Origin of the sequence: Variovorax soli NBRC 106424, assembly GCF_001591385.1 — a bacterium.
In the GTDB taxonomy this organism is placed as follows: Bacteria; Pseudomonadota; Gammaproteobacteria; order Burkholderiales; family Burkholderiaceae_C; genus Variovorax; species Variovorax soli.
Map to the genome: position 1 here is coordinate 16,177 of NZ_BCUU01000002.1, position 17,090 is coordinate 33,266.

The window sequence follows — 17,090 nt, forward strand, 5'->3', positions numbered from 1 at the left end:
ATGTTCTGGCTGGTCGCTGCCTTGTTGGTGGTGTTGTGCATGGCGGTGCTGTTGCAGCCCTTGTTGCGCGCCGCGCCGCCGGTGCGCGATGCCGATGCCGTGCCGCCCGGCGAGGTCTATCGTGACCAGCTGCATGAGCTGGACGGCGACCTGCGCCGCGGGACACTCGACGCGAGCCTGCGCCATGCCGCGCAGGATGAACTGGGCCGCCGCCTGCTGGATGATGGTGCCGCTTCGCCCTCAGGCGATGCCAATGCACCGCAGCAGGACGCGGGCGCGGGGCGATCTCCCGCACTGGCCTCGCTCCTGCTGGCCGCCATACCGAGCGCGGCCATCCTCTTGTACCTGCAGTTGGGCAACCCCGTGGCCCTCTGGCGTTCTGGCGACGTGGGGCCCATGGCCCAGGATGGCATGGGGCACGAGTTGAGCAACGCCCAGGTGGAGGGCCTGGTCAACCAGCTCGCGCAGCGCCTGCGCATGCAGCCCGACGATGCCGAGGGCTGGTACATGCTCGGCCGCTCCTACGCGGCGATGGAGCGGCCTGCCGATGCGGCCGCGGCCTATGCCAAGGCGGTGGAGCTGGTGCCCGACGAGGCCGCGCTGCGCGCCGACTATGCCGATGTGCTGGCCAGCGTCAACGGCGGCAGCCTGCAGGGCCCCGCGCAGGCGCAGATCGAGCGCGCGCTGGCGCTCGACCCCGAGCAGCCCAAGGCCCTGGCGCTGGCGGCCAGCGTCGCCATGGAGCGGGGCGACAAGGCGCAGGCCGTGGCGCACTGGGAGCATCTCTATCGCCTGCTGCCGCCGCAGTCGCAGACCGCGGCGCGCATCGCGGCAAACCTGGCCGAAGCCCGCGGCGAGACACCGCTGTCAGCGAAGGCCGCCACCGGCGCGAGCGTATCGGGGCGTGTCGTGATGTCGGGAAAGGCGCCCCGAAAGCCGGCGCCGGACGAAACCGTCTTCATCTACGCGCGCCCCGTCGACGGCTCGCGCATGCCGCTGGCGGTGCTGCGCCGCCAGGTGCGCGACCTGCCCTTGGCCTTCACATTGGACGACAGCCTGGCCATGAGCGCCGGGCACCGCCTGTCGAGCCAGCAAAGCGTGACGCTTGAGGCTCGCGTCTCCGCCAGCGGCAACGCCGTCTCCCAGCCGGGTGACCTGATCGGGAAGGCCGGCCCTGTTCACGTGGGCGCCAGTTCGATCGACATCTCGATCGATTCGCTCGTGCCGCCGCACGAATCGAAGCAGTGACGCCCGCCTCCCAGATGCGAAGCCGATGGCTGTAGGACATCGGGCCCGCCATCCATCGGCATTGGCCGTCGGCGCACTCCGGCATCCGTGCGGGCCTCCGGTGCAATGCCATACGGCGCAGTGGACGACTGCGGTCACACCGGCAGGCGCGCACAGTGGCACTCGACAAGCACAAGAAACAAGGAGTGCGCCATGCCCATCCCCATTCCGCGACCGGACCACGACCCCATCCCCATTCCGGTTCCATTCCTGCCGCCAGACCCCGCACAGGTACGGCCCTTCGGTGCTCGCCCCGCGTGACTGCGGGCACCGTCCAAGGAACGCGCGGCGCGGCGCACTAGGGTTTGCGGCGAGGCACGGCCATGACGCCGCGCGCCAGAATCGCCGCCAATGAAGTCCCAGCTCGCATTCCTGGTCTGTCTGCCCTGTCTGACCGCGTCGCCCGCCGCGGTGGCGCAGGACACCGGCGATGAAGCCCCCACCCCGAGCCTGCCTCCCCTGACCGTGACACTGCCGCGAGGCGCGGCGCCTCCGCTGGCGGTGCCCGCATCGGTCGACGTGGTGTACGGCGATCAGCTGCGCAACTCGAACCTCGCAGTCAACCTGTCCGAGGCCATGGGCAGCGTGCCGGGCCTGCAGATCCAGAACCGGCAGAACTACGCGCAGGACCTGCAGCTGTCCATCCGCGGCTTCGGCGCGCGCTCCACCTTCGGCGTGCGCGGCGTGCGCATCTACGTGGACGGCGTGCCGGCAACGATGCCTGACGGGCAGGGGCAGACTTCCAACATCGACATCGGCTCCACCGACCGGGTGGAGGTGCTGCGCGGGCCTTTCTCTGCGCTGTACGGCAATTCGTCGGGCGGCGTGATCCAGGTCTTCACGCAGGATGGCGAAGGCCCGCCGCGCCTGGGCTTCGGCATTGCCGCAGGCAGCTACGGCACCTGGCGCGAAAGCGCGCAGGTGAGCGGCGCGAGCGGATCGGTGGACTACCTTCTCAGCGGCAGCCATTTTGAAACCGACGGTTATCGCGAACACAGCGCGGCGCAGCGCAACATCGTGAACGGCAAGCTGGGCATTGCGCTGGGCGACGACAGCAAGCTCACGGTGGTGATGAACGGCGTGCGCATCCGCGCCGACGACCCGCTGGGCCTGACGCCCGCGCAGTACGCGCAGGACCCGCGCAGCGCCCCCATTGCCACGCAGTTCAACACGCGCAAGTCGGTCGACCAGATGCAGGCCGGGCTCATCTACGAGAAGCGCCTGGACGCCAGCAACGACCTGCGCCTCTTGGTGTACGACGGCGAGCGCAGCACCGTGCAGTACCAGGCGATTCCACCCGCGGTGCAAGTGCCGCCGTCGAGCGCCGGCGGCGTGATCGACCTGCACCGCGACTACGCCGGCCTCGACGCGCGCTGGACCACGCGCGGCCTGCTGGCCGGCCGACCCTTCGAGCTGTCCACGGGCCTGGCCTACGACACGCTGGACGAGCATCGCCGCGGCTACGAGAACTACACCGGCACCGTGGCCAACCCGACCCTCGGCGTGCGGGGGAACCTGCGGCGCGACGAAATCAACAAGGTGCACAACCTCGATCCGTACGTGCAGGGCCAGTGGCAGATCGCCGACCAGTGGAGCCTGGAGGCCGGCCTTCGCTACAGCACGGTGGACTTCGATTCGCGCGACCAGTACATCCGCCCCGGCAACGGCGACGACAGTGGGGCCGCGGACTACAGCCGCGCCCTGCCGGTGGTCGCCTTGCGCTATTCGCCCACGCGGGATCTGTCCTTCTACGGCACCTGGGGCCGCGGCTACGAGACGCCGACCCTGAACGAGCTGTCGTATCGCCCGGGCGGCGGCAGCGGCCTGAACTTTGCGCTGCAGCCTTCGGTGAACGACAGCGTGGAGTTCGGTGCCAAGGCCAGGCTGGCCGGCGGCCTGCTCACGGCCGCGGTGTTCCACACGCGCACCAGCGACGAGATCGTCACCAACACCAGCATGGGCGGACGCTCCACGTTCCGCAACGCACCCAGCACCAAGCGCGACGGCTTCGAGCTGGCCTGGCAGCAGGAAACCGCGGGCCACTGGCGCACCCAGCTGGCCTACACCTGGCTGCGTGCGCGCTACAGCGACGCGTTCTGCGCGCCGCTGCCCTGCACCGGCGCCAACACCGTGCCGGCCGGCAACGAGATACCCGGCGTGGCGCCGCAGGCCTTCTTCGCATCATTCGGCTATGTGCCGCCGGAGGGCTGGCGCGCCGGTGTCGAGACGCGGGCCGTGGCCCGCATCCAGGCCAACGACATGAACACCGTCAGCGCGCCCGGCTACGCGGTCGCGGCGCTGTACGCCGGCTATTTGCTCAAGTGGGAGCGCTGGGAATTCAACGCTTTTGCCCGCATCGACAACCTGTTCGACAAGCAGTACATCGGCTCGGTCATCGTGAACGAGGGCAACGGCCGCTATATCGAGCCGGCGCCTGGCCGCAACTGGACAGCAGGGCTGGGCGCGGCGTATCGTTTCTGATTCCGGCGCGGCCCGCTTCCTGCTGCCGCGCCGGCGGAGCCAGCTTCACATGCGATACGACAACCGGCAGCAGGCAGGCCAGCGCCTGGCACAGGCGCTGTCGGCATGGCGCGGCCGGCAGGACCTGATCGTGCTGGCACTGCCGCGCGGGGGCGTGCCGGTGGCGGCGGAGGTGGCCCGGTTTCTGGGCGCACCACTGGACGTGCTGGTGGTTCGCAAGCTGGGCCATCCGGGCCAGGAGGAATACGCCATGGGGGCCATCGCCAGCGGCGGCGTGCGGGTGCGCGCCGAGCCGGGCGACTGGCCCGTCACGCCGTCGGTACTCGAGGAGATCGTGCAGCGCGAGCAGGCGGAACTGCAGCGGCGCGAGCACAGCTACCGCGGCAACCGCCCGGCGCCGTCCTTGCAGGGGCGCCCCGTGCTGCTGGTGGACGATGGCCTGGCCACGGGTGCCACCATGTCTGCTGCGGTGCAGGCGGTGCGCATGCAGGCGCCGTCGCGCATCGGGGTGGCGGTGCCGGTGGCATCACGCGAGGCGCTGGCGTCGGTTGGTGCGTTGGCCGACGAGGTGATATGTCCGCTGGTGCCCGAATCGTTCCATGCGGTGGGCCTTTGGTATCGGGACTTCGACCAGACCGGGGATGAGGAAGTGAGGCGGCTGCTCGGCCGCTGAAGCGTCCCCTTCGCCGTTTGCGGGGAACCACAATGAAAAAGGCGCCCCGCAGGGCGCCTTTGAGAAGCGGGTCTGCAGGAAAAAAACAGACCTTCGCGTGCGTCAGCCCTTCAGGCCCGCAGCCGCGCGCAGCGCAGCCGCCTTGTCGGTCTTCTCCCAGCTGAACTCCGGCTCTTCGCGGCCGAAGTGGCCGTACGCCGCGGTCTTGCTGTAGATCGGGCGCAGCAGGTCCAGCATCTGGATGATGCCCTTCGGACGCAGGTCGAAGTGCGACTGCACCAGTTCGGCGATCTGGCTGTCGGGAATGACGCCGGTGCCTTCGGTGTAGACCGTGACGTTCATCGGACGTGCCACGCCGATGGCGTAGGCCACCTGGATCTGGCACTGGCGCGCCAGGCCTGCGGCCACGATGTTCTTGGCCACGTAGCGGGCGGCATAGGCGGCCGAGCGGTCCACCTTCGACGGGTCCTTGCCCGAGAAGGCGCCACCACCGTGCGGGCAGGCGCCGCCGTAGGTGTCGACGATGATCTTGCGGCCCGTCAGGCCGCAGTCACCCTGCGGGCCGCCGATGACGAAGCGGCCGGTGGGGTTGATCAGGTACTTGGTGTCCTTGAGCCACTCCTTGGGCAGCACCGGCTTGATGATCTCCTCGATGATGGCTTCGTTGAAGCTGGCCTTCATCTTGGTGGGCGACTCGCTCTGGTCGGGGCTGTGCTGGGTGGAGAGCACCACCGTGTCGATGCTGTGCGGCTTGCCGTCCACATAGCGCATGGTCACCTGGCTCTTGGCGTCGGGGCGCAGGAAGGGCAGGCGGCCGTCCTTGCGCAGCTGCGCCTGGCGCTCGACCAGGCGGTGCGCGTAGTAGATGGGTGCGGGCATCAGCTCGGGCGTCTCGTCGCAGGCATAGCCGAACATCAGGCCCTGGTCGCCGGCGCCGGTGTTGAGGTGGTCGTCCGACGCGTGGTCCACGCCCTGGGCGATGTCGTTGGACTGCTTGTCGTAGCAGACCATGACGGCGCAGCCCTTGTAGTCGATGCCGTAGTCGGTGTTGTCGTAGCCGATGCGCTTGATGGTGTCGCGAGCCACCTGGATGTAGTCGACGTGCGCGTTGGTGGTGATCTCGCCGGCCAGCACCACCAGGCCCGTGTTGGTCAGCGTCTCGGCGGCCACGCGCGAGCGCGGGTCCTGCTGGAAGATCGCGTCGAGGATGGCATCGGAGATCTGGTCCGCGACCTTGTCCGGATGGCCTTCGGAAACAGATTCGGAAGTGAAGAGAAAATCGTTCGCCATGTGCTGAAACTCCGTCTTTGCTAGAAGCTGGATTGGCGCGTTGCCGACCCTGGGGGAGTTCTGGCGAACGCTTTAGCAGTGGTGTTTAACGTCGCCCTGCAAGTAGTTCCATAACTCGGCGACAATTTACATTCTATAAGAGCCGCGCTGGAGATGCTCTTGCCTTTTCACAATAAGCAGCGCGCGCATCCGGTTTATTTGCGTCCCCAGTTGTTTTTGGATGATCACCCTGTTTCGCCTGCTCGCCCGCGTGCCGCTTTCGCTGATGCATCGGCTCGGTACGCCGCTGGGATGGCTGGTGTGGTGGGGGTCCTCGGGCTATCGCAGCCGCTTCAAGGCCAATGCCGAATCGGCCGGAATTACCCCGGCGCAATATCGGCCGGCCATTGCAGCCGCGGGTGCTGCCCTGGCCGAATTGCCGTTTCTGTGGGGCCGGCCGGCCGGCGTGAGCGTGCTGCCCCATGTGGTGAGCTGGAGCGGCACGGAAGAAGTCGAAGCCGCGCTGGCCAGCAAGAAGGGCGTGATCTTCATCACCCCGCACATCGGCAGCTGGGAACTGCTGGGCCAGGCCATCGGCGAGCGCTTCGTCGACGCCCATGGCCCGATGACCGCGCTGTACCGTCCCGCGCGCAAGGCCTGGATGTCGGAGCTGGTGGCCGCCTCGCGCGAGAACCGGCGCGGGCTCAAGATGCTGCCCACCAACACGGCCGGCGTGCGCGGCCTGATGCGCGCCCTGAAGTCGGGCGGCTACACCGGCATCCTGCCTGACCAGGTGCCGCCGCTGGGGCAGGGCGTGTGGGCGCCCTTCCTGGGGCGGCGGGCCTACACCATGACCCTGCTGCCGCGCCTGGCACAGCAGACCGGCGCCCGGGTCTTCCTGGCCTCGTGCGAGCGCCTGCCGCCCGGCAAGGGCTACGCGATCCGTTTCGAGGCCATGAACGACACCGCGCTGAACGACCCGAAGGCCACGCCGGAGGAAGCGGCGGCCGCCATGAACCGGGGCATCGAGAAGCTCATCCGCGCGCTGCCCGGGCAGTACGTCTGGGATTACGCGCGCTACAAGGAGCCGCGCGCCGAGATGGAGGTGGGCCAATGAGCCTGTCGGCGCGCCTGGCCATCGGCGTCATGAAGGCCATTGCGCACCTGCCGCTGCCGGTGCTGCGCGGCGTCGGCGCGGGGCTCGGCCATGTGCTGCATGCGCTGGCCCGGCCGCGGCGCCACGTGGTCGACGCCAATCTGCGCGTGTGCTTTCCGGAACTGTCCGAGGAAGAGCGCCAGCGCATCTCGCGCCAGACCTTCGTCTACGTGGCCCAGTCGTGGCTGGACCGCAGCTGGCTCTGGCATGCGCCGCGGAAGGTGGTGGAAAGCCGCCTGACGCTGCGCGGCGCCAAGGAAGACCTGGACGAACTGGCCAACGGCGAGCAGGCCATCATTCTCTTTGCACCGCATTTCTACGGGCTGGACGCGGGCGCCACCACGCTCACCATGCACATGGCGCGGCCGTCGATGACCATCTACACCACCCAGCGCAATCCCATGATCGACGACTGGGCGCGCGCGGGCCGCACGCGCTTCGGCAGCGTCACGGCACTGGAGCGCACCGACGGCGTCAAGCCCGTGCTGCACCGGCTGCGCAGGGGAGAGGTGCTGTACCTGCTGCCCGACATGGACTTCGGCCCGAGCCAGTCGATCTTCGTGCCCTTCTTCGGGGTGCAGGCGGCCACGGTGCCTTCGCTGTCGCGCTTCTCGCAGCTGGGCCGCGCCATCGTGATGCCGGTGCTCACCCGCATCACACCTGGGGGCTACGAGGTCGAACTGCTGCCGCGCTGGACCGGCTTCCCGACCGGCGACATCGTGGCCGACACCACGCACATGAACAAGATGCTGGAGGGCTACATCCGCACGATGCCCTCGCAGTACTACTGGGTGCACCGCCGCTTCAAGACGCGGCCCGAAGGCGAACCGCCCGTCTATTGAGCGCGGGCGGCCGGCCGCGCGAAGGCCTCGATCTCGCGCATCACTGTCTCGGGCTGCTCATGCACGATCCAGTGCGTGGCGCCCGGCATCTTCTTGAGCTGCAGCTTCGGCACGTAGTCTTCCAGGCCTTCGATCAGGCCCGGCAGCAGCGCCACGTCGTCCATGGCCCAGAGCACCAGCGTGGGCACGTCCACGGTCAGGCGCTCGCGCGGCAAATCGGGGAAGGTGCGTGGCGCCTCGCCCGGCGCTGCGGGCTTGAGGGGCGTCACGCGGTAGAGGTTGCAGGCGCCGGTCAGGCCCGCGTCCCACACTCCGCGGTATTGCGCCTTCACCGCCTCCGTCAGCCACGGGCGCACGCCGGGCGGCGCGGCAAAGAAGGGCCACAGGCGCTGGTAGTCGTTCTCGGCCAGCAGCCGTTCGGCATCGGGCCGCGCCAGGAAGGTCATGTAGGCGCTGGCGTCGCGCTGCGCCGGGTTGTCCCGCAGCTCGCGCAGGAAGGTGCCGGGGTGGGGCGAGTTGATGATGACCAGGCGATCGAGCTTCGCCGGCTGCGCGTTGGCCAGGCCCCAGCCGAAGGCGCCGCCCCAGTCATGCGCCACCAGCGTGTCGATGCGGCCGTTAGGTGATTCGAGCGCGGCCAGCTCGAGGATGTCCTTGATGAGCAGGTGGGCCCGGTACGCATCCACCTCGGGCGGCGCGCTGGACTGCTCGAAGCCGCGCAGGTTGGGCGCCACGCAGCGGTAGCCGCCATGTTCGGGCTGCGCGAAGTACTCCAGAAGCGGGTCCCAGATGAATGCGCCTTCCGGAAAGCCGTGCAGAAAGAGCATCAGCGGCCTTCCGGCTTGCCCGGCGGCGCGGCAACTGAGGGTGATGCCGTGCGGCAGGGTGCGCTGGAAGGTCTGGATCATGCGGGCCTCGACGTCTCTCGTTCAGGACGCGGCCGCAGGATCTCCTGAAGCCGCGGGTTGCGGGTCTTCCTCGGGGTGCACCCAGCGCCAGAGCAGCTCGGCGGCCTCGCCCACGCCCTGGCGATTGGGCGCGGAGAACAGTTTGACTTCGCCGCCGCCGGCCTGCAGTCGCGTGATGGACAGCACCTTGGCGCCTTCCGAACGGGTGAGCTTGTCGGCCTTGGTCAGCAGCACCAGGAACTTCAGGCCCTGCTCCACGCGCGGACGGATCACGTCCAGCAGGATCTCGTCGAGCTCGGTCATGCCGTGGCGCGGATCGCACATCAGCACCACGCCGCGCAGGCTCGGGCGGGTCATGAGGTAGTTGCCCATCACCCGCTGCCAGCGCAGCTTGGCCTCGCGCGGCACGGCCGCATAGCCGTAGCCGGGGAGGTCGGCCAGCACGGCGTCGTCGAGGTTCTGCTTGCCCACGCCGAACAGGTTGATGTGCTGCGTGCGGCCCGGCGTCTTGGAGGCGAAGGCCAGGCGCTTTTGCTGGGTGAGCGTGTTGATGGCGGTGGACTTGCCGGCATTGGAGCGGCCGACGAAGGCGATCTCGGGCAGGCCCAGGTCGGGCAGGTGTTCCAGTTGCGGCGCGCTGGTCACGAAATGCGCGGTGTGCAGCCAGCCCAGGGCCACCCGCTCGCGTTGTGCAGTTGCGTCGTCCTTGGCCTTGGCATGCGGGGCCGGTGGGCGGGAAGGGGGGGTCATTACTGAGCTATCGTTAGGGGAGTGCCATTGTAGAATCGCAAGGTTTTGCGCCCTAAAACCAACCCCTCGATATGAAGTCGTCGTTTCACTTTCTGCGCGCAGCCATCCTGGCAGGCGCCGCTTTCGTCAGTGTCAATGCAAGCTTTGCTTCCGACGCGCCGGCTCCTGCCGACGGTGCAGCGGCGGCACCGAAGCTGGCCAAGCCGGACCTGGCGAAGGGGGAAGCGATCCTGAACGCGACGCCGGCCAACAGCCAGAGTTGCGCGTCGTGCCACAGCGCCGACGGCAACTCCTCCATCGCGGCCAATCCCAAGCTGGCGCAGCAGCATCCCGAGTACATCCTCAAGCAGCTGCAGGACTTCAAGTCGGGCAAGCGCAAGAGCGCGATCATGAAGCCCTTCGCCTCGGCCCTGAGCGACGAAGACATGCGCAACGTGGCCTACTTCGTGGGATCCAAGAAGATCAAGCCCGGCTTCGCGAAGGACAAGGACACGGTCGCCCTGGGCGAGAAGATCTTCCGCGGCGGCGTGGCCGACCGCCAGGTGCCCGCCTGCGCCGGCTGCCACAGCCCCAACGGCGCCGGCATGCCCGCCCAGTACCCGCGCCTGCAGGGCCAGCACGCCGACTACACCACCGCCCAGATGGTGGCCTTCCGCGACGGCCAGCGCCTGAACAACCCGGTGATGAACGGCGTGGCCGCCAAGCTCAACGACCGCGAGATCAAGGCCGTGGCCGACTACATCGCCGGCCTGCGCTGATATCGCTTGCATGCATGCGCGCACGGCGCGCGCATGCCGGGTGAACCAACCGCCACACAACAAACCCAAGAAGGCGGGCCGATCCGACAGGGATGGCCCGCCTTTTCTTTTCCTAGTTCCTTTCATCCTCGGTCCTCGCGCCATGTCGGTCTCCACTCACGGCCTCCGCGTCCATCGCGGCCCCCACGCCTGGCGCGTGGCGGTGGAGCTGCTGTCCTCGATGCGCTTCGCGATTGCGCTGCTGACGGTCATCTGCATCGCCTCGATCATCGGCACCGTGCTCAAGCAGGGCGAGCCGACGGCCAACTACGTCAACCAGTTCGGCCCCTTCTGGTCGCAGGTGTTCCGGGCCGCGCAGCTGGGCAGCGTGTACAGCGCCTGGTGGTTCCTGCTGATCCTGCTGTTCCTGGTGGTGAGCACGGTGCTTTGCATCGTGCGCAACGTGCCCCACATCGTGCGCGAGCTGCGCACGGTGAAGGAAGACATTCGCGCGGGCAGCCTGCGCGCCTTCGGGCAGCGGGCCGAAGCCGTGCTGGAATCCGAGGCGCCCGAGGCCGCCGCCCAGCGCATCGGCAAGCTGCTGGCCGGCGGCGGCTGGAAGGTCAAGCTGCAACGGCGCGAGCTGCCTGAAGGCACCGAAGGTTGTGCCGTGGGCTGGATGGTGGCCGCGCGTGCCGGCGGCGCGCACAAGCTGGGCTACCTCGCAGCGCACAGCGCCATCGTGCTGGTGTGCCTGGGCGGCCTGCTCGACGGCGACCTGGTGGTGCGCGCGCAGACCTGGTTCAACGGCAAGAGCGTGTACCAGGGCGGCGGCTTGATTGCGGATGTGCCGCCGCAGCATCGGCTCTCGCCCGCCAACCCGACCTTCCGCGGCAACATCCTGGTGCCCGAGGGGCAGAGTTCCAGCGTGGCCATTCTCAACCAGTCCGACGGCGTGCTGCTGCAGGATCTGCCCTTTGCCATCGAGCTCAAGAAGTTCATCGTCGACTACTACTCCACCGGCATGCCCAAGCTCTTTGCCAGCGAAGTGGTGTTGCACGATCGAGCAACCGGCGAGCAGGTGCCGGCGCGGATCGAGGTGAATCACCCGGCCAGCTACAAGGGCGTGGAAATCTACCAGTCCAGCTTCGACGACGGCGGCTCCAGCGTGAAGCTCAAGGCGGTGCCCATGGGCGCGGCGGCCAAGCCATTCGAGATCGAGGGCACGATCGGCTCCAGCGCGCGCATCACCAACGGCAGCGACGCGCTCACGCTCGAGTTCACCGCGCTGCGCGTCATCAACGTCGAGAACTTCGGCTCGCCGCAGGGCGGCAGCGCGGTCGACGTGCGCAAGGTCGACCTGCGCCAGCAGCTCGAGTCCCGGCTGGGCGCGGCCCACAAGAGCAGCCAGGAAAAGGAGCTGCGCAACATCGGCCCGAGCATCGGCTACAAGCTGCGCGATGCGGCCGGCCAGGCGCGCGAGTTCCAGAACTACATGGTGCCGGTCGACACCGGCGACGGCCAGCCGGTGTTCCTGCTGGGCGTGCGCGAGCAGCCGAGCGAGCCGTTCCGCTACCTGCGCGTGCCGGCAGACGACCAGGGGTCGATGGACGGCTTTGTGCGCATGCGCGCCGCATTGGCCGATGACGCGCTGCGCCGCAAGGCGGTGGACCAATACATCGCCCGCGTGGCCGACAGCAAGCGGCCGGAGCTGGCTGAGCAGCTGCGCGCTTCGGCAACACGTGCGCTGGCGCTGTTCGCCGGCAGTGAGCGGGCACGGCAGGACGCCACCAGTCGCGGCGGCTGGCAGGCCATCGCGGAGTTCATGGAGACCAACGTGCCCGAGGGCGAGCGCGAGCGCGCGGGCAGCGTGCTGGTGCGCATCCTCAACGACGTGCTGTTCGAGGTGCTCAACCTCAGCCGCGCGCAGGCGGGGCTGGCGCCACTGCCGGCCGACGAGAAGAGCCAGGCCTATCTCACGCAGGCGGTGCTGGCGATCAGCGACGCCTATTTCTATCCGGCTCCGCTGGCCATGATGCTGACCGATTTCAACCAGGTGCAGGCCAGCGTGTTCCAGGTGGCGCGAGCCCCTGGCAAGAACATCGTCTATCTGGGCTGCCTGTTGCTGATCATCGGCATTTTTGCCATGCTCTATGTGCGCGAGCGCAGGCTCTGGGTCTGGCTGGCGCCGGCCGCCGCGCAGCCGGGCGGCACGGGCGCGACCAGCGCCACCATGGCGATGTCGACCAACCGCAAGACCCTGGACGCCGACCGCGAATTCGAGCAGCTGCGCGGCAAGCTGCTGCCCACTCACAAGGAGTAGTCGCCATGACGACGACCACCACCACCACGACCCTGACCCTCAACGACAGCTGGCTGTCGCGCCGCAACGCCTTCGACTGGGTGTTCGCACTGCTGGTGGTGGCTGGCGGCCTGTTCGCCTTCGCCCGCTATGCCGGGGCGATGGACATCTACGAGAAGGTGATCCTGGTGGCGGCGATGCCGGCGGCCATCTGGCTCGGCTGGTTCTGGCGGCCGCTGGCGGTGCTGGGGCTGGTGGTGGCGGCGGCCTCACTGCTGGGCATCGTTTCCTACCAGGGCGACCTGGCGCGTGCCGACAGCGTGTTCTGGCTGAAGTACTTCCTGTCGAGCCAGTCGGCCATCCTGTGGATGAGCGTGCTCATCTTCATGAGCACGGTGTTCTACTGGCTGGGCTTCTTCGGCGGCACGCAATCCGATGCGCTCGAGGCCATCGGCTCGCGCATCGCCTGGACTGCGGTGGGCCTGGCGCTCATCGGCACCATGGTGCGCTGGTACGAAAGCCACCTGCTGGGGCCGGACATCGGACACATCCCGGTGAGCAACCTGTACGAAGTCTTCGTGCTGTTCTGCTGGATCACCACCGTCTTCTACCTGTACTACGAATCGCACTACGGCACGCGCGCGCTGGGCGCCTTTGTGATGCTGGTGGTGAGCGCGGCCGTGGGCTTCCTGCTCTGGTACACGCTGGTGCGCGACGCCCACCAGATCCAGCCGCTGGTGCCGGCGCTGCAAAGCTGGTGGATGAAGCTGCATGTGCCGGCCAACTTCATCGGCTACGGCACCTTCGCGCTGGCGGCCATGGTGGCCTTCGCCTACCTCATCAAGCAGCAGGCGGCGGAAAGCCGCTGGTACAAGCTCACGCCGATCTGGCTGCTGGGCGTGGCGCTGTGCTTCGTGCCGGTGGCGTTCCGCCAGCGTGCGCAGGAGGCGGGCGGCAGCTACTGGGTGGTCTATGCGGCCATCTCGGCGCTGATCGCGGCGGGCATCCTGCTCGGGCGCAAGCGCATTGCGCAGCGCCTGCCGGCGCCGCAGGTGCTGGATGACGTGATGTACAAGGCCATTGCCGTGGGCTTTGCCTTCTTCACCATCGCCACGGTGCTGGGTGCGCTGTGGGCGGCCGATGCCTGGGGCGGCTACTGGAGCTGGGACCCGAAGGAGACCTGGGCCCTCATCGTGTGGCTCAACTACGCGGCCTGGCTGCACATGCGGCTGGTCAAGGGCCTGCGCGGCACGGTGGCCGCCTGGTGGGCGCTGGCGGGGCTGGCCGTGACCACCTTTGCCTTCCTGGGTGTGAACATGTTCCTCAGCGGGCTGCATAGTTACGGCACCTTGTAGGCACCTTCGCCTCTTTTCTGTTGAACATTTGCGCCCTCGGGTAACCAAAACCGGGAATGGCCCGAAATTGAGGACAACAACAGGAAAAGGCGACCGATGCTGATTCATTCCACCGACAAGGGTTTCGTCCATCCGCGCTCCAGCGAGATCACGCCGCGCAGCGCCTACGAAGGACGGCGCGATCTTCTCAAGCTGATGGCCACCGGCGTGGCCGGTGCCGCACTGGCGAGCTGGGCCGGCCGCGAGGCGCTGGCGGGCGTTCAGGCGCCGGGAAAGCTCGCTGCGCTGCCCGGTGCCGCCTCTTCCGTGGCCGGCGCGAACACCATGGAAAAGCTCACCGACTACAAGGACGCGACGAGCTACAACAACTTCTACGAGTTCGGCACCGACAAGGGCGACCCGGTGAAGAACGCGCACACGCTCAAGACGCGCCCCTGGACTGTCGAGGTCGAGGGCCTGGTCAAGAAGCCGGGCAAGTACGGCATCGAGGACCTGCTCAAGCTCAGCGCGCAGGAAGAGCGCATCTACCGCCTGCGCTGCGTCGAAGGCTGGTCGATGGTGATTCCGTGGGTGGGCTATTCGCTGGCCGAACTCATCAAGAAGGTCGAGCCGCAGGGCAATGCCAAGTACGTCGAGTTCGTCACGCTGGCCGACCCGAAGACCATGCCCTACGTGGGCTCGCGCATCCTCGACTGGCCCTACACCGAGGGGCTGCGCATGGACGAAGCCATGCATCCGCTCACCTTGCTGGCCTTCGGCATGTACGGCGAGGTGCTGCCCAACCAGAACGGCGCGCCGGTGCGCATCGTCGTGCCCTGGAAGTACGGCTTCAAGTCGGCCAAGTCGATCGTGAAGATCCGCTTCGTGGAAAAGGAGCCGGGCACGGCCTGGAACAAGGCGGCCGCCAACGAGTACGGCTTCTATTCCAACGTCAATCCCGAGGTGGACCATCCGCGCTGGAGCCAGGCCACCGAGCGGCGCATCGGCGACGGCAGCGGCCTGTTCGCCAAGCGCACCAAGACGCTCATGTTCAACGGCTACGAGGCGCAGGTCGGCCAGCTCTACGCGGGCATGAACCTGAAGAAGTTCTACTGAGCGCGCGCGGGTACGGTTTCCATGAACGTCTTGCTCCTGAACAAGGCCGCCAAGCCGGTGGTCTTCCTGCTGGCGCTGCTGCCGTTTGCCTGGCTGGCCTTGGGGGCCTTCACCGACAGCCTGGGCGCCAATCCGGCCGAGTACCTCATCCGCTCGTCCGGCGACTGGACCTTGCGCTTCATCTGCATCGTGCTCGCGGTGACGCCGCTGCGCGTGATGACGAAGACACCGGCGCTGGCGCGCTTTCGGCGCATGCTCGGCCTGTTCGCGTACTTCTATGTCTGCCTGCACCTGCTGAGCTACGGCTTCTTCGACATGGGGCTGGATTTTGCGGACATCGCCAAGGACATCGCCAAGCGGCCGTTCATCCTGGTGGGCTTTTCCGCATTCGTGCTGCTCACGCCGCTGGCGGCCACATCATTCAACCGGGCCATCAAGGCCCTGGGCGCCAAGCGCTGGCAGATGCTGCACCGGCTGGTCTATGTCATTGCCGGGCTGGGCCTGCTGCACTTCTTCTGGATGCGCGCGGGCAAGAACAACTTCGGCGAACCCGTTGTGTACGCGGCCATCATCGCGGTGCTGCTCGGATGGCGTGCCTGGAATGCATGGCGCAAGCCCCGCGTGCCCGCGCGGCCGGCGTCCGCACCGGCACGAGCCCAGCTCTCGAAATAGCGGGGCAGGGGTTTATTCGCCAGCCAGTTCGTTGCGCAGCTGGTCTTCGATCGTCTCGCGTCGGCGGATCAGCGTGGCGCGGTTGCCGCTGACCAGTACTTCGGCGGCGCGGTTGCGGGTGTTGTAGTTGCTGGCCATGCTCATGCAGTAGGCCCCGGCCGAAAGCACGGCCAGCAGGTCGCCGGCGCGCACGTCCAGCAGGCGGTCGCGTCCGATCCAGTCGCCGCTTTCGCAGACCGGGCCCACCACGTCATAGTCCTTGGCCTGCCCATGACCGCGCGCGGACACGGGCTCGATGCGGTGGAAGGCCTGGTACATGGCTGGGCGGGGCAGGTCGTTCATGGCCGCATCGACGATGCAGAAGTTCTTCGCTTCGCCGGGCTTGGTGTAGAGCACCTCGGTCACGCACACGCCTGCGTTGCCCACGAGCGAACGGCCGGGTTCGATGATGAACTTGCGATGGCCGAAGCCGCGTGCGTCGATGCGCGCGAACAACTGGCGCCACAGTTGGTCAGCGTTCGGCGGGGTGTCGCCGTTGTAGTCGATGCCCAGGCCGCCGCCGAAGTCGATGTGATGCAGCGCAACGCCGGCCGCTTCGATGGCCTGCACCAGGTCCAGCACGCGCTCCAGCGCGTCCATGTAGGGCGATGCCTCGGTGATCTGGGAACCGATGTGGCAATCGATGCCCACCACCCGCAGTCCCGGCAGCGACGCAGCATGGCGATAGGCCTGCACCGCGCGGTCGTGCGCAATGCCGAACTTGTTGCCCTTGAGGCCGGTCGAAATGTACGGATGCGTCTTGGGGTCGACGTTGGGATTGATGCGGATGCTGACCGGCGCGCGCTGGCCTGCGGCCGCAGCCACCTCGCTCAGCACATCGAGTTCTTCTTCGCTCTCGACGTTGAAGCAGCCGATGCCGGCGGCGAGCGCCTGGCGCATCTCGGCCCGCGTCTTGCCGACACCGGAGAAGATGATCTTTGCCGGGTCGGCACCCACGGCCAGGACCCGCGCGAGTTCGCCGCCCGAAACGATGTCGAAGCCGCAGCCCGCCTGCGCGAAGACCCGCAGGATGCCCAGCGACGAGTTGGCCTTCATGGCATAGCAGATGAGGGCGTCGCGGCCTTCGAAGCCGCGCTGGTAGGCGGCCAGCGCATCGAGCATCCATTGCTTCGAGTAGACGAAAAGCGGCGTGCCGTGCTCGCGCGCCAGCGCTTCGAGGGACATCTGCTCGACCATGAGTGTTTCGCCGTTGCGGGCAATGTGCGGCTGGCCGGGCAGCGGGAGTTGGTTCTGGCTCATCGGGTGCTATTGGTGTTGGGCGGGTTGTTGTTCTGTTCGTTCGTTTCGCCGGCGGGCTTGTCGCCCTGGGCCGGCGGCTGCGCGGTGCCTTGACTGCCGCGCGAAGTGCCGGGCAGCAGCACCTGGGGCAGGGTGGCCCGGTTGGCCGCCGCCGGATCGGTGGGCAGGTACAGAGGCCCGCGCTGCCCGCAGCCCGCGAGGCCGACCCCGAACATGGCAAGGCCAATGGCGCTCACTAGAATTTGGCTGGCTTTCAACATCAAG

Annotated in this window: 15 protein-coding genes; 10 read left to right on the forward strand and 5 right to left on the reverse strand. The window is 67.8% G+C overall.

The genetic code is table 11. The annotated features are described in order from the left end of the window. From ccmI to VSO01S_RS00810, 3 genes are all read left to right on the forward strand, one after another. Nucleotides 1–1,248 carry a c-type cytochrome biogenesis protein CcmI gene (ccmI, locus tag VSO01S_RS00800; protein ID WP_084241604.1) on the forward strand — a complete coding sequence of 416 codons (1,248 nt, stop codon included), beginning with the start codon at nucleotides 1–3 and terminating at the stop codon, nucleotides 1,246–1,248. Between the two features lie 390 nt (nucleotides 1,249–1,638). Then, complete coding sequence (locus VSO01S_RS00805) at nucleotides 1,639–3,768, forward strand: TonB-dependent receptor family protein (RefSeq protein ID WP_068639903.1); 2,130 nt, start codon at nucleotides 1,639–1,641, stop codon at nucleotides 3,766–3,768. Nucleotides 3,769–3,817: 49 nt separating this feature from the next. After that, on the forward strand, nucleotides 3,818–4,441 hold the full coding sequence (locus VSO01S_RS00810; RefSeq protein ID WP_068639904.1) for a phosphoribosyltransferase: 624 nt from the start codon (nucleotides 3,818–3,820) through the stop codon (nucleotides 4,439–4,441). Between the two features lie 102 nt (nucleotides 4,442–4,543). Here the strand turns inward: VSO01S_RS00810 and metK are convergent, their stop codons facing one another. Then, nucleotides 4,544–5,731 carry a methionine adenosyltransferase gene (metK, locus tag VSO01S_RS00815; RefSeq protein WP_068639905.1) on the reverse strand — a complete coding sequence of 396 codons (1,188 nt, stop codon included), beginning with the start codon at nucleotides 5,729–5,731 and terminating at the stop codon, nucleotides 4,544–4,546. A 220-nt stretch (nucleotides 5,732–5,951) separates the two neighbouring features. Between metK and VSO01S_RS00820 the strand changes: the two genes are divergently transcribed. Next, on the forward strand, nucleotides 5,952–6,827 hold the full coding sequence (locus VSO01S_RS00820; RefSeq protein WP_068639906.1) for a lysophospholipid acyltransferase family protein: 876 nt from the start codon (nucleotides 5,952–5,954) through the stop codon (nucleotides 6,825–6,827). Beyond that, nucleotides 6,824–7,708 carry an LpxL/LpxP family acyltransferase gene (locus tag VSO01S_RS00825; protein WP_068639907.1) on the forward strand — a complete coding sequence of 295 codons (885 nt, stop codon included), beginning with the start codon at nucleotides 6,824–6,826 and terminating at the stop codon, nucleotides 7,706–7,708. The genes VSO01S_RS00820 and VSO01S_RS00825 overlap by 4 nt, the downstream gene beginning before the upstream one ends. Here the strand turns inward: VSO01S_RS00825 and VSO01S_RS00830 are convergent. Next, entirely contained in the window at nucleotides 7,702–8,616 is a 915-nt protein-coding gene (locus VSO01S_RS00830; RefSeq protein WP_068639908.1) for an alpha/beta fold hydrolase, read from the reverse strand. The two genes, VSO01S_RS00825 and VSO01S_RS00830, sit on opposite strands and share 7 nt — an antisense overlap. Nucleotides 8,617–8,637: 21 nt before the next feature. Further along, entirely contained in the window at nucleotides 8,638–9,366 is a 729-nt protein-coding gene (gene yihA / locus VSO01S_RS00835) for a ribosome biogenesis GTP-binding protein YihA/YsxC (protein WP_068639909.1), read from the reverse strand. A gap of 71 nt (nucleotides 9,367–9,437) precedes the next feature. On the opposite strand from yihA, the gene VSO01S_RS00840 reads away from it, so the two are divergent. The 5 genes from VSO01S_RS00840 (at nucleotide 9,438) to msrQ (ending at nucleotide 15,527) form a co-directional block, all read left to right on the forward strand. Then, entirely contained in the window at nucleotides 9,438–10,124 is a 687-nt protein-coding gene (locus VSO01S_RS00840) for a c-type cytochrome (RefSeq protein ID WP_068639910.1), read from the forward strand. A 142-nt stretch (nucleotides 10,125–10,266) separates the two neighbouring features. Beyond that, nucleotides 10,267–12,426, forward strand: a complete 2,160-nt coding sequence (locus VSO01S_RS00845; protein ID WP_068639911.1) for a cytochrome c biogenesis protein ResB — start codon at nucleotides 10,267–10,269, stop codon at nucleotides 12,424–12,426. A gap of 5 nt (nucleotides 12,427–12,431) precedes the next feature. Further along, the gene (ccsB, locus tag VSO01S_RS00850) at nucleotides 12,432–13,760 is read left to right on the forward strand and encodes a c-type cytochrome biogenesis protein CcsB (protein ID WP_068639912.1); all 1,329 of its coding nucleotides are present in this window, start codon (nucleotides 12,432–12,434) and stop codon (nucleotides 13,758–13,760) included. Between the two features lie 96 nt (nucleotides 13,761–13,856). Beyond that, the gene (msrP, locus tag VSO01S_RS00855; RefSeq protein WP_068639913.1) at nucleotides 13,857–14,855 is read left to right on the forward strand and encodes a protein-methionine-sulfoxide reductase catalytic subunit MsrP; all 999 of its coding nucleotides are present in this window, start codon (nucleotides 13,857–13,859) and stop codon (nucleotides 14,853–14,855) included. 21 nt (nucleotides 14,856–14,876) lie between these two features. Next, nucleotides 14,877–15,527, forward strand: coding sequence for a protein-methionine-sulfoxide reductase heme-binding subunit MsrQ (msrQ, locus tag VSO01S_RS00860; protein ID WP_068639914.1), 651 nt, complete (start codon nucleotides 14,877–14,879; stop codon nucleotides 15,525–15,527). Nucleotides 15,528–15,539: 12 nt separating this feature from the next. On the opposite strand, the gene lysA is transcribed toward msrQ, so the two are convergent. Then, the gene (gene lysA, locus VSO01S_RS00865) at nucleotides 15,540–16,826 is read right to left on the reverse strand and encodes a diaminopimelate decarboxylase (protein ID WP_068639915.1); all 1,287 of its coding nucleotides are present in this window, start codon (nucleotides 16,824–16,826) and stop codon (nucleotides 15,540–15,542) included. Next, the gene (lptM, locus tag VSO01S_RS00870; RefSeq protein ID WP_068639916.1) at nucleotides 16,823–17,086 is read right to left on the reverse strand and encodes an LPS translocon maturation chaperone LptM; all 264 of its coding nucleotides are present in this window, start codon (nucleotides 17,084–17,086) and stop codon (nucleotides 16,823–16,825) included. The genes lysA and lptM overlap by 4 nt, the downstream gene beginning before the upstream one ends. Between the last annotated feature and the right edge of the window lie 4 nt (nucleotides 17,087–17,090).

Bases quoted from the DNA above. Each gene is read 5' to 3' on its own strand.
- ccmI (WP_084241604.1), top strand. From the start codon at position 1: ATGTTCTGGCTGGTCGCTGCCTTGTTGGTGGTGTTGTGCATGGCGGTG.
- VSO01S_RS00805 (WP_068639903.1), top strand. From the start codon at position 1,639: ATGAAGTCCCAGCTCGCATTCCTGGTCTGTCTGCCCTGTCTGACCGCG.
- VSO01S_RS00810 (WP_068639904.1), top strand. From the start codon at position 3,818: ATGCGATACGACAACCGGCAGCAGGCAGGCCAGCGCCTGGCACAGGCG.
- metK (WP_068639905.1), bottom strand. From the start codon at position 5,731: ATGGCGAACGATTTTCTCTTCACTTCCGAATCTGTTTCCGAAGGCCAT.
- VSO01S_RS00820 (WP_068639906.1), top strand. From the start codon at position 5,952: ATGATCACCCTGTTTCGCCTGCTCGCCCGCGTGCCGCTTTCGCTGATG.
- VSO01S_RS00825 (WP_068639907.1), top strand. From the start codon at position 6,824: ATGAGCCTGTCGGCGCGCCTGGCCATCGGCGTCATGAAGGCCATTGCG.
- VSO01S_RS00830 (WP_068639908.1), bottom strand. From the start codon at position 8,616: ATGATCCAGACCTTCCAGCGCACCCTGCCGCACGGCATCACCCTCAGT.
- yihA (WP_068639909.1), bottom strand. From the start codon at position 9,366: ATGACCCCCCCTTCCCGCCCACCGGCCCCGCATGCCAAGGCCAAGGAC.
- VSO01S_RS00840 (WP_068639910.1), top strand. From the start codon at position 9,438: ATGAAGTCGTCGTTTCACTTTCTGCGCGCAGCCATCCTGGCAGGCGCC.
- VSO01S_RS00845 (WP_068639911.1), top strand. From the start codon at position 10,267: ATGTCGGTCTCCACTCACGGCCTCCGCGTCCATCGCGGCCCCCACGCC.
- ccsB (WP_068639912.1), top strand. From the start codon at position 12,432: ATGACGACGACCACCACCACCACGACCCTGACCCTCAACGACAGCTGG.
- msrP (WP_068639913.1), top strand. From the start codon at position 13,857: ATGCTGATTCATTCCACCGACAAGGGTTTCGTCCATCCGCGCTCCAGC.
- msrQ (WP_068639914.1), top strand. From the start codon at position 14,877: ATGAACGTCTTGCTCCTGAACAAGGCCGCCAAGCCGGTGGTCTTCCTG.
- lysA (WP_068639915.1), bottom strand. From the start codon at position 16,826: ATGAGCCAGAACCAACTCCCGCTGCCCGGCCAGCCGCACATTGCCCGC.
- lptM (WP_068639916.1), bottom strand. From the start codon at position 17,086: ATGTTGAAAGCCAGCCAAATTCTAGTGAGCGCCATTGGCCTTGCCATG.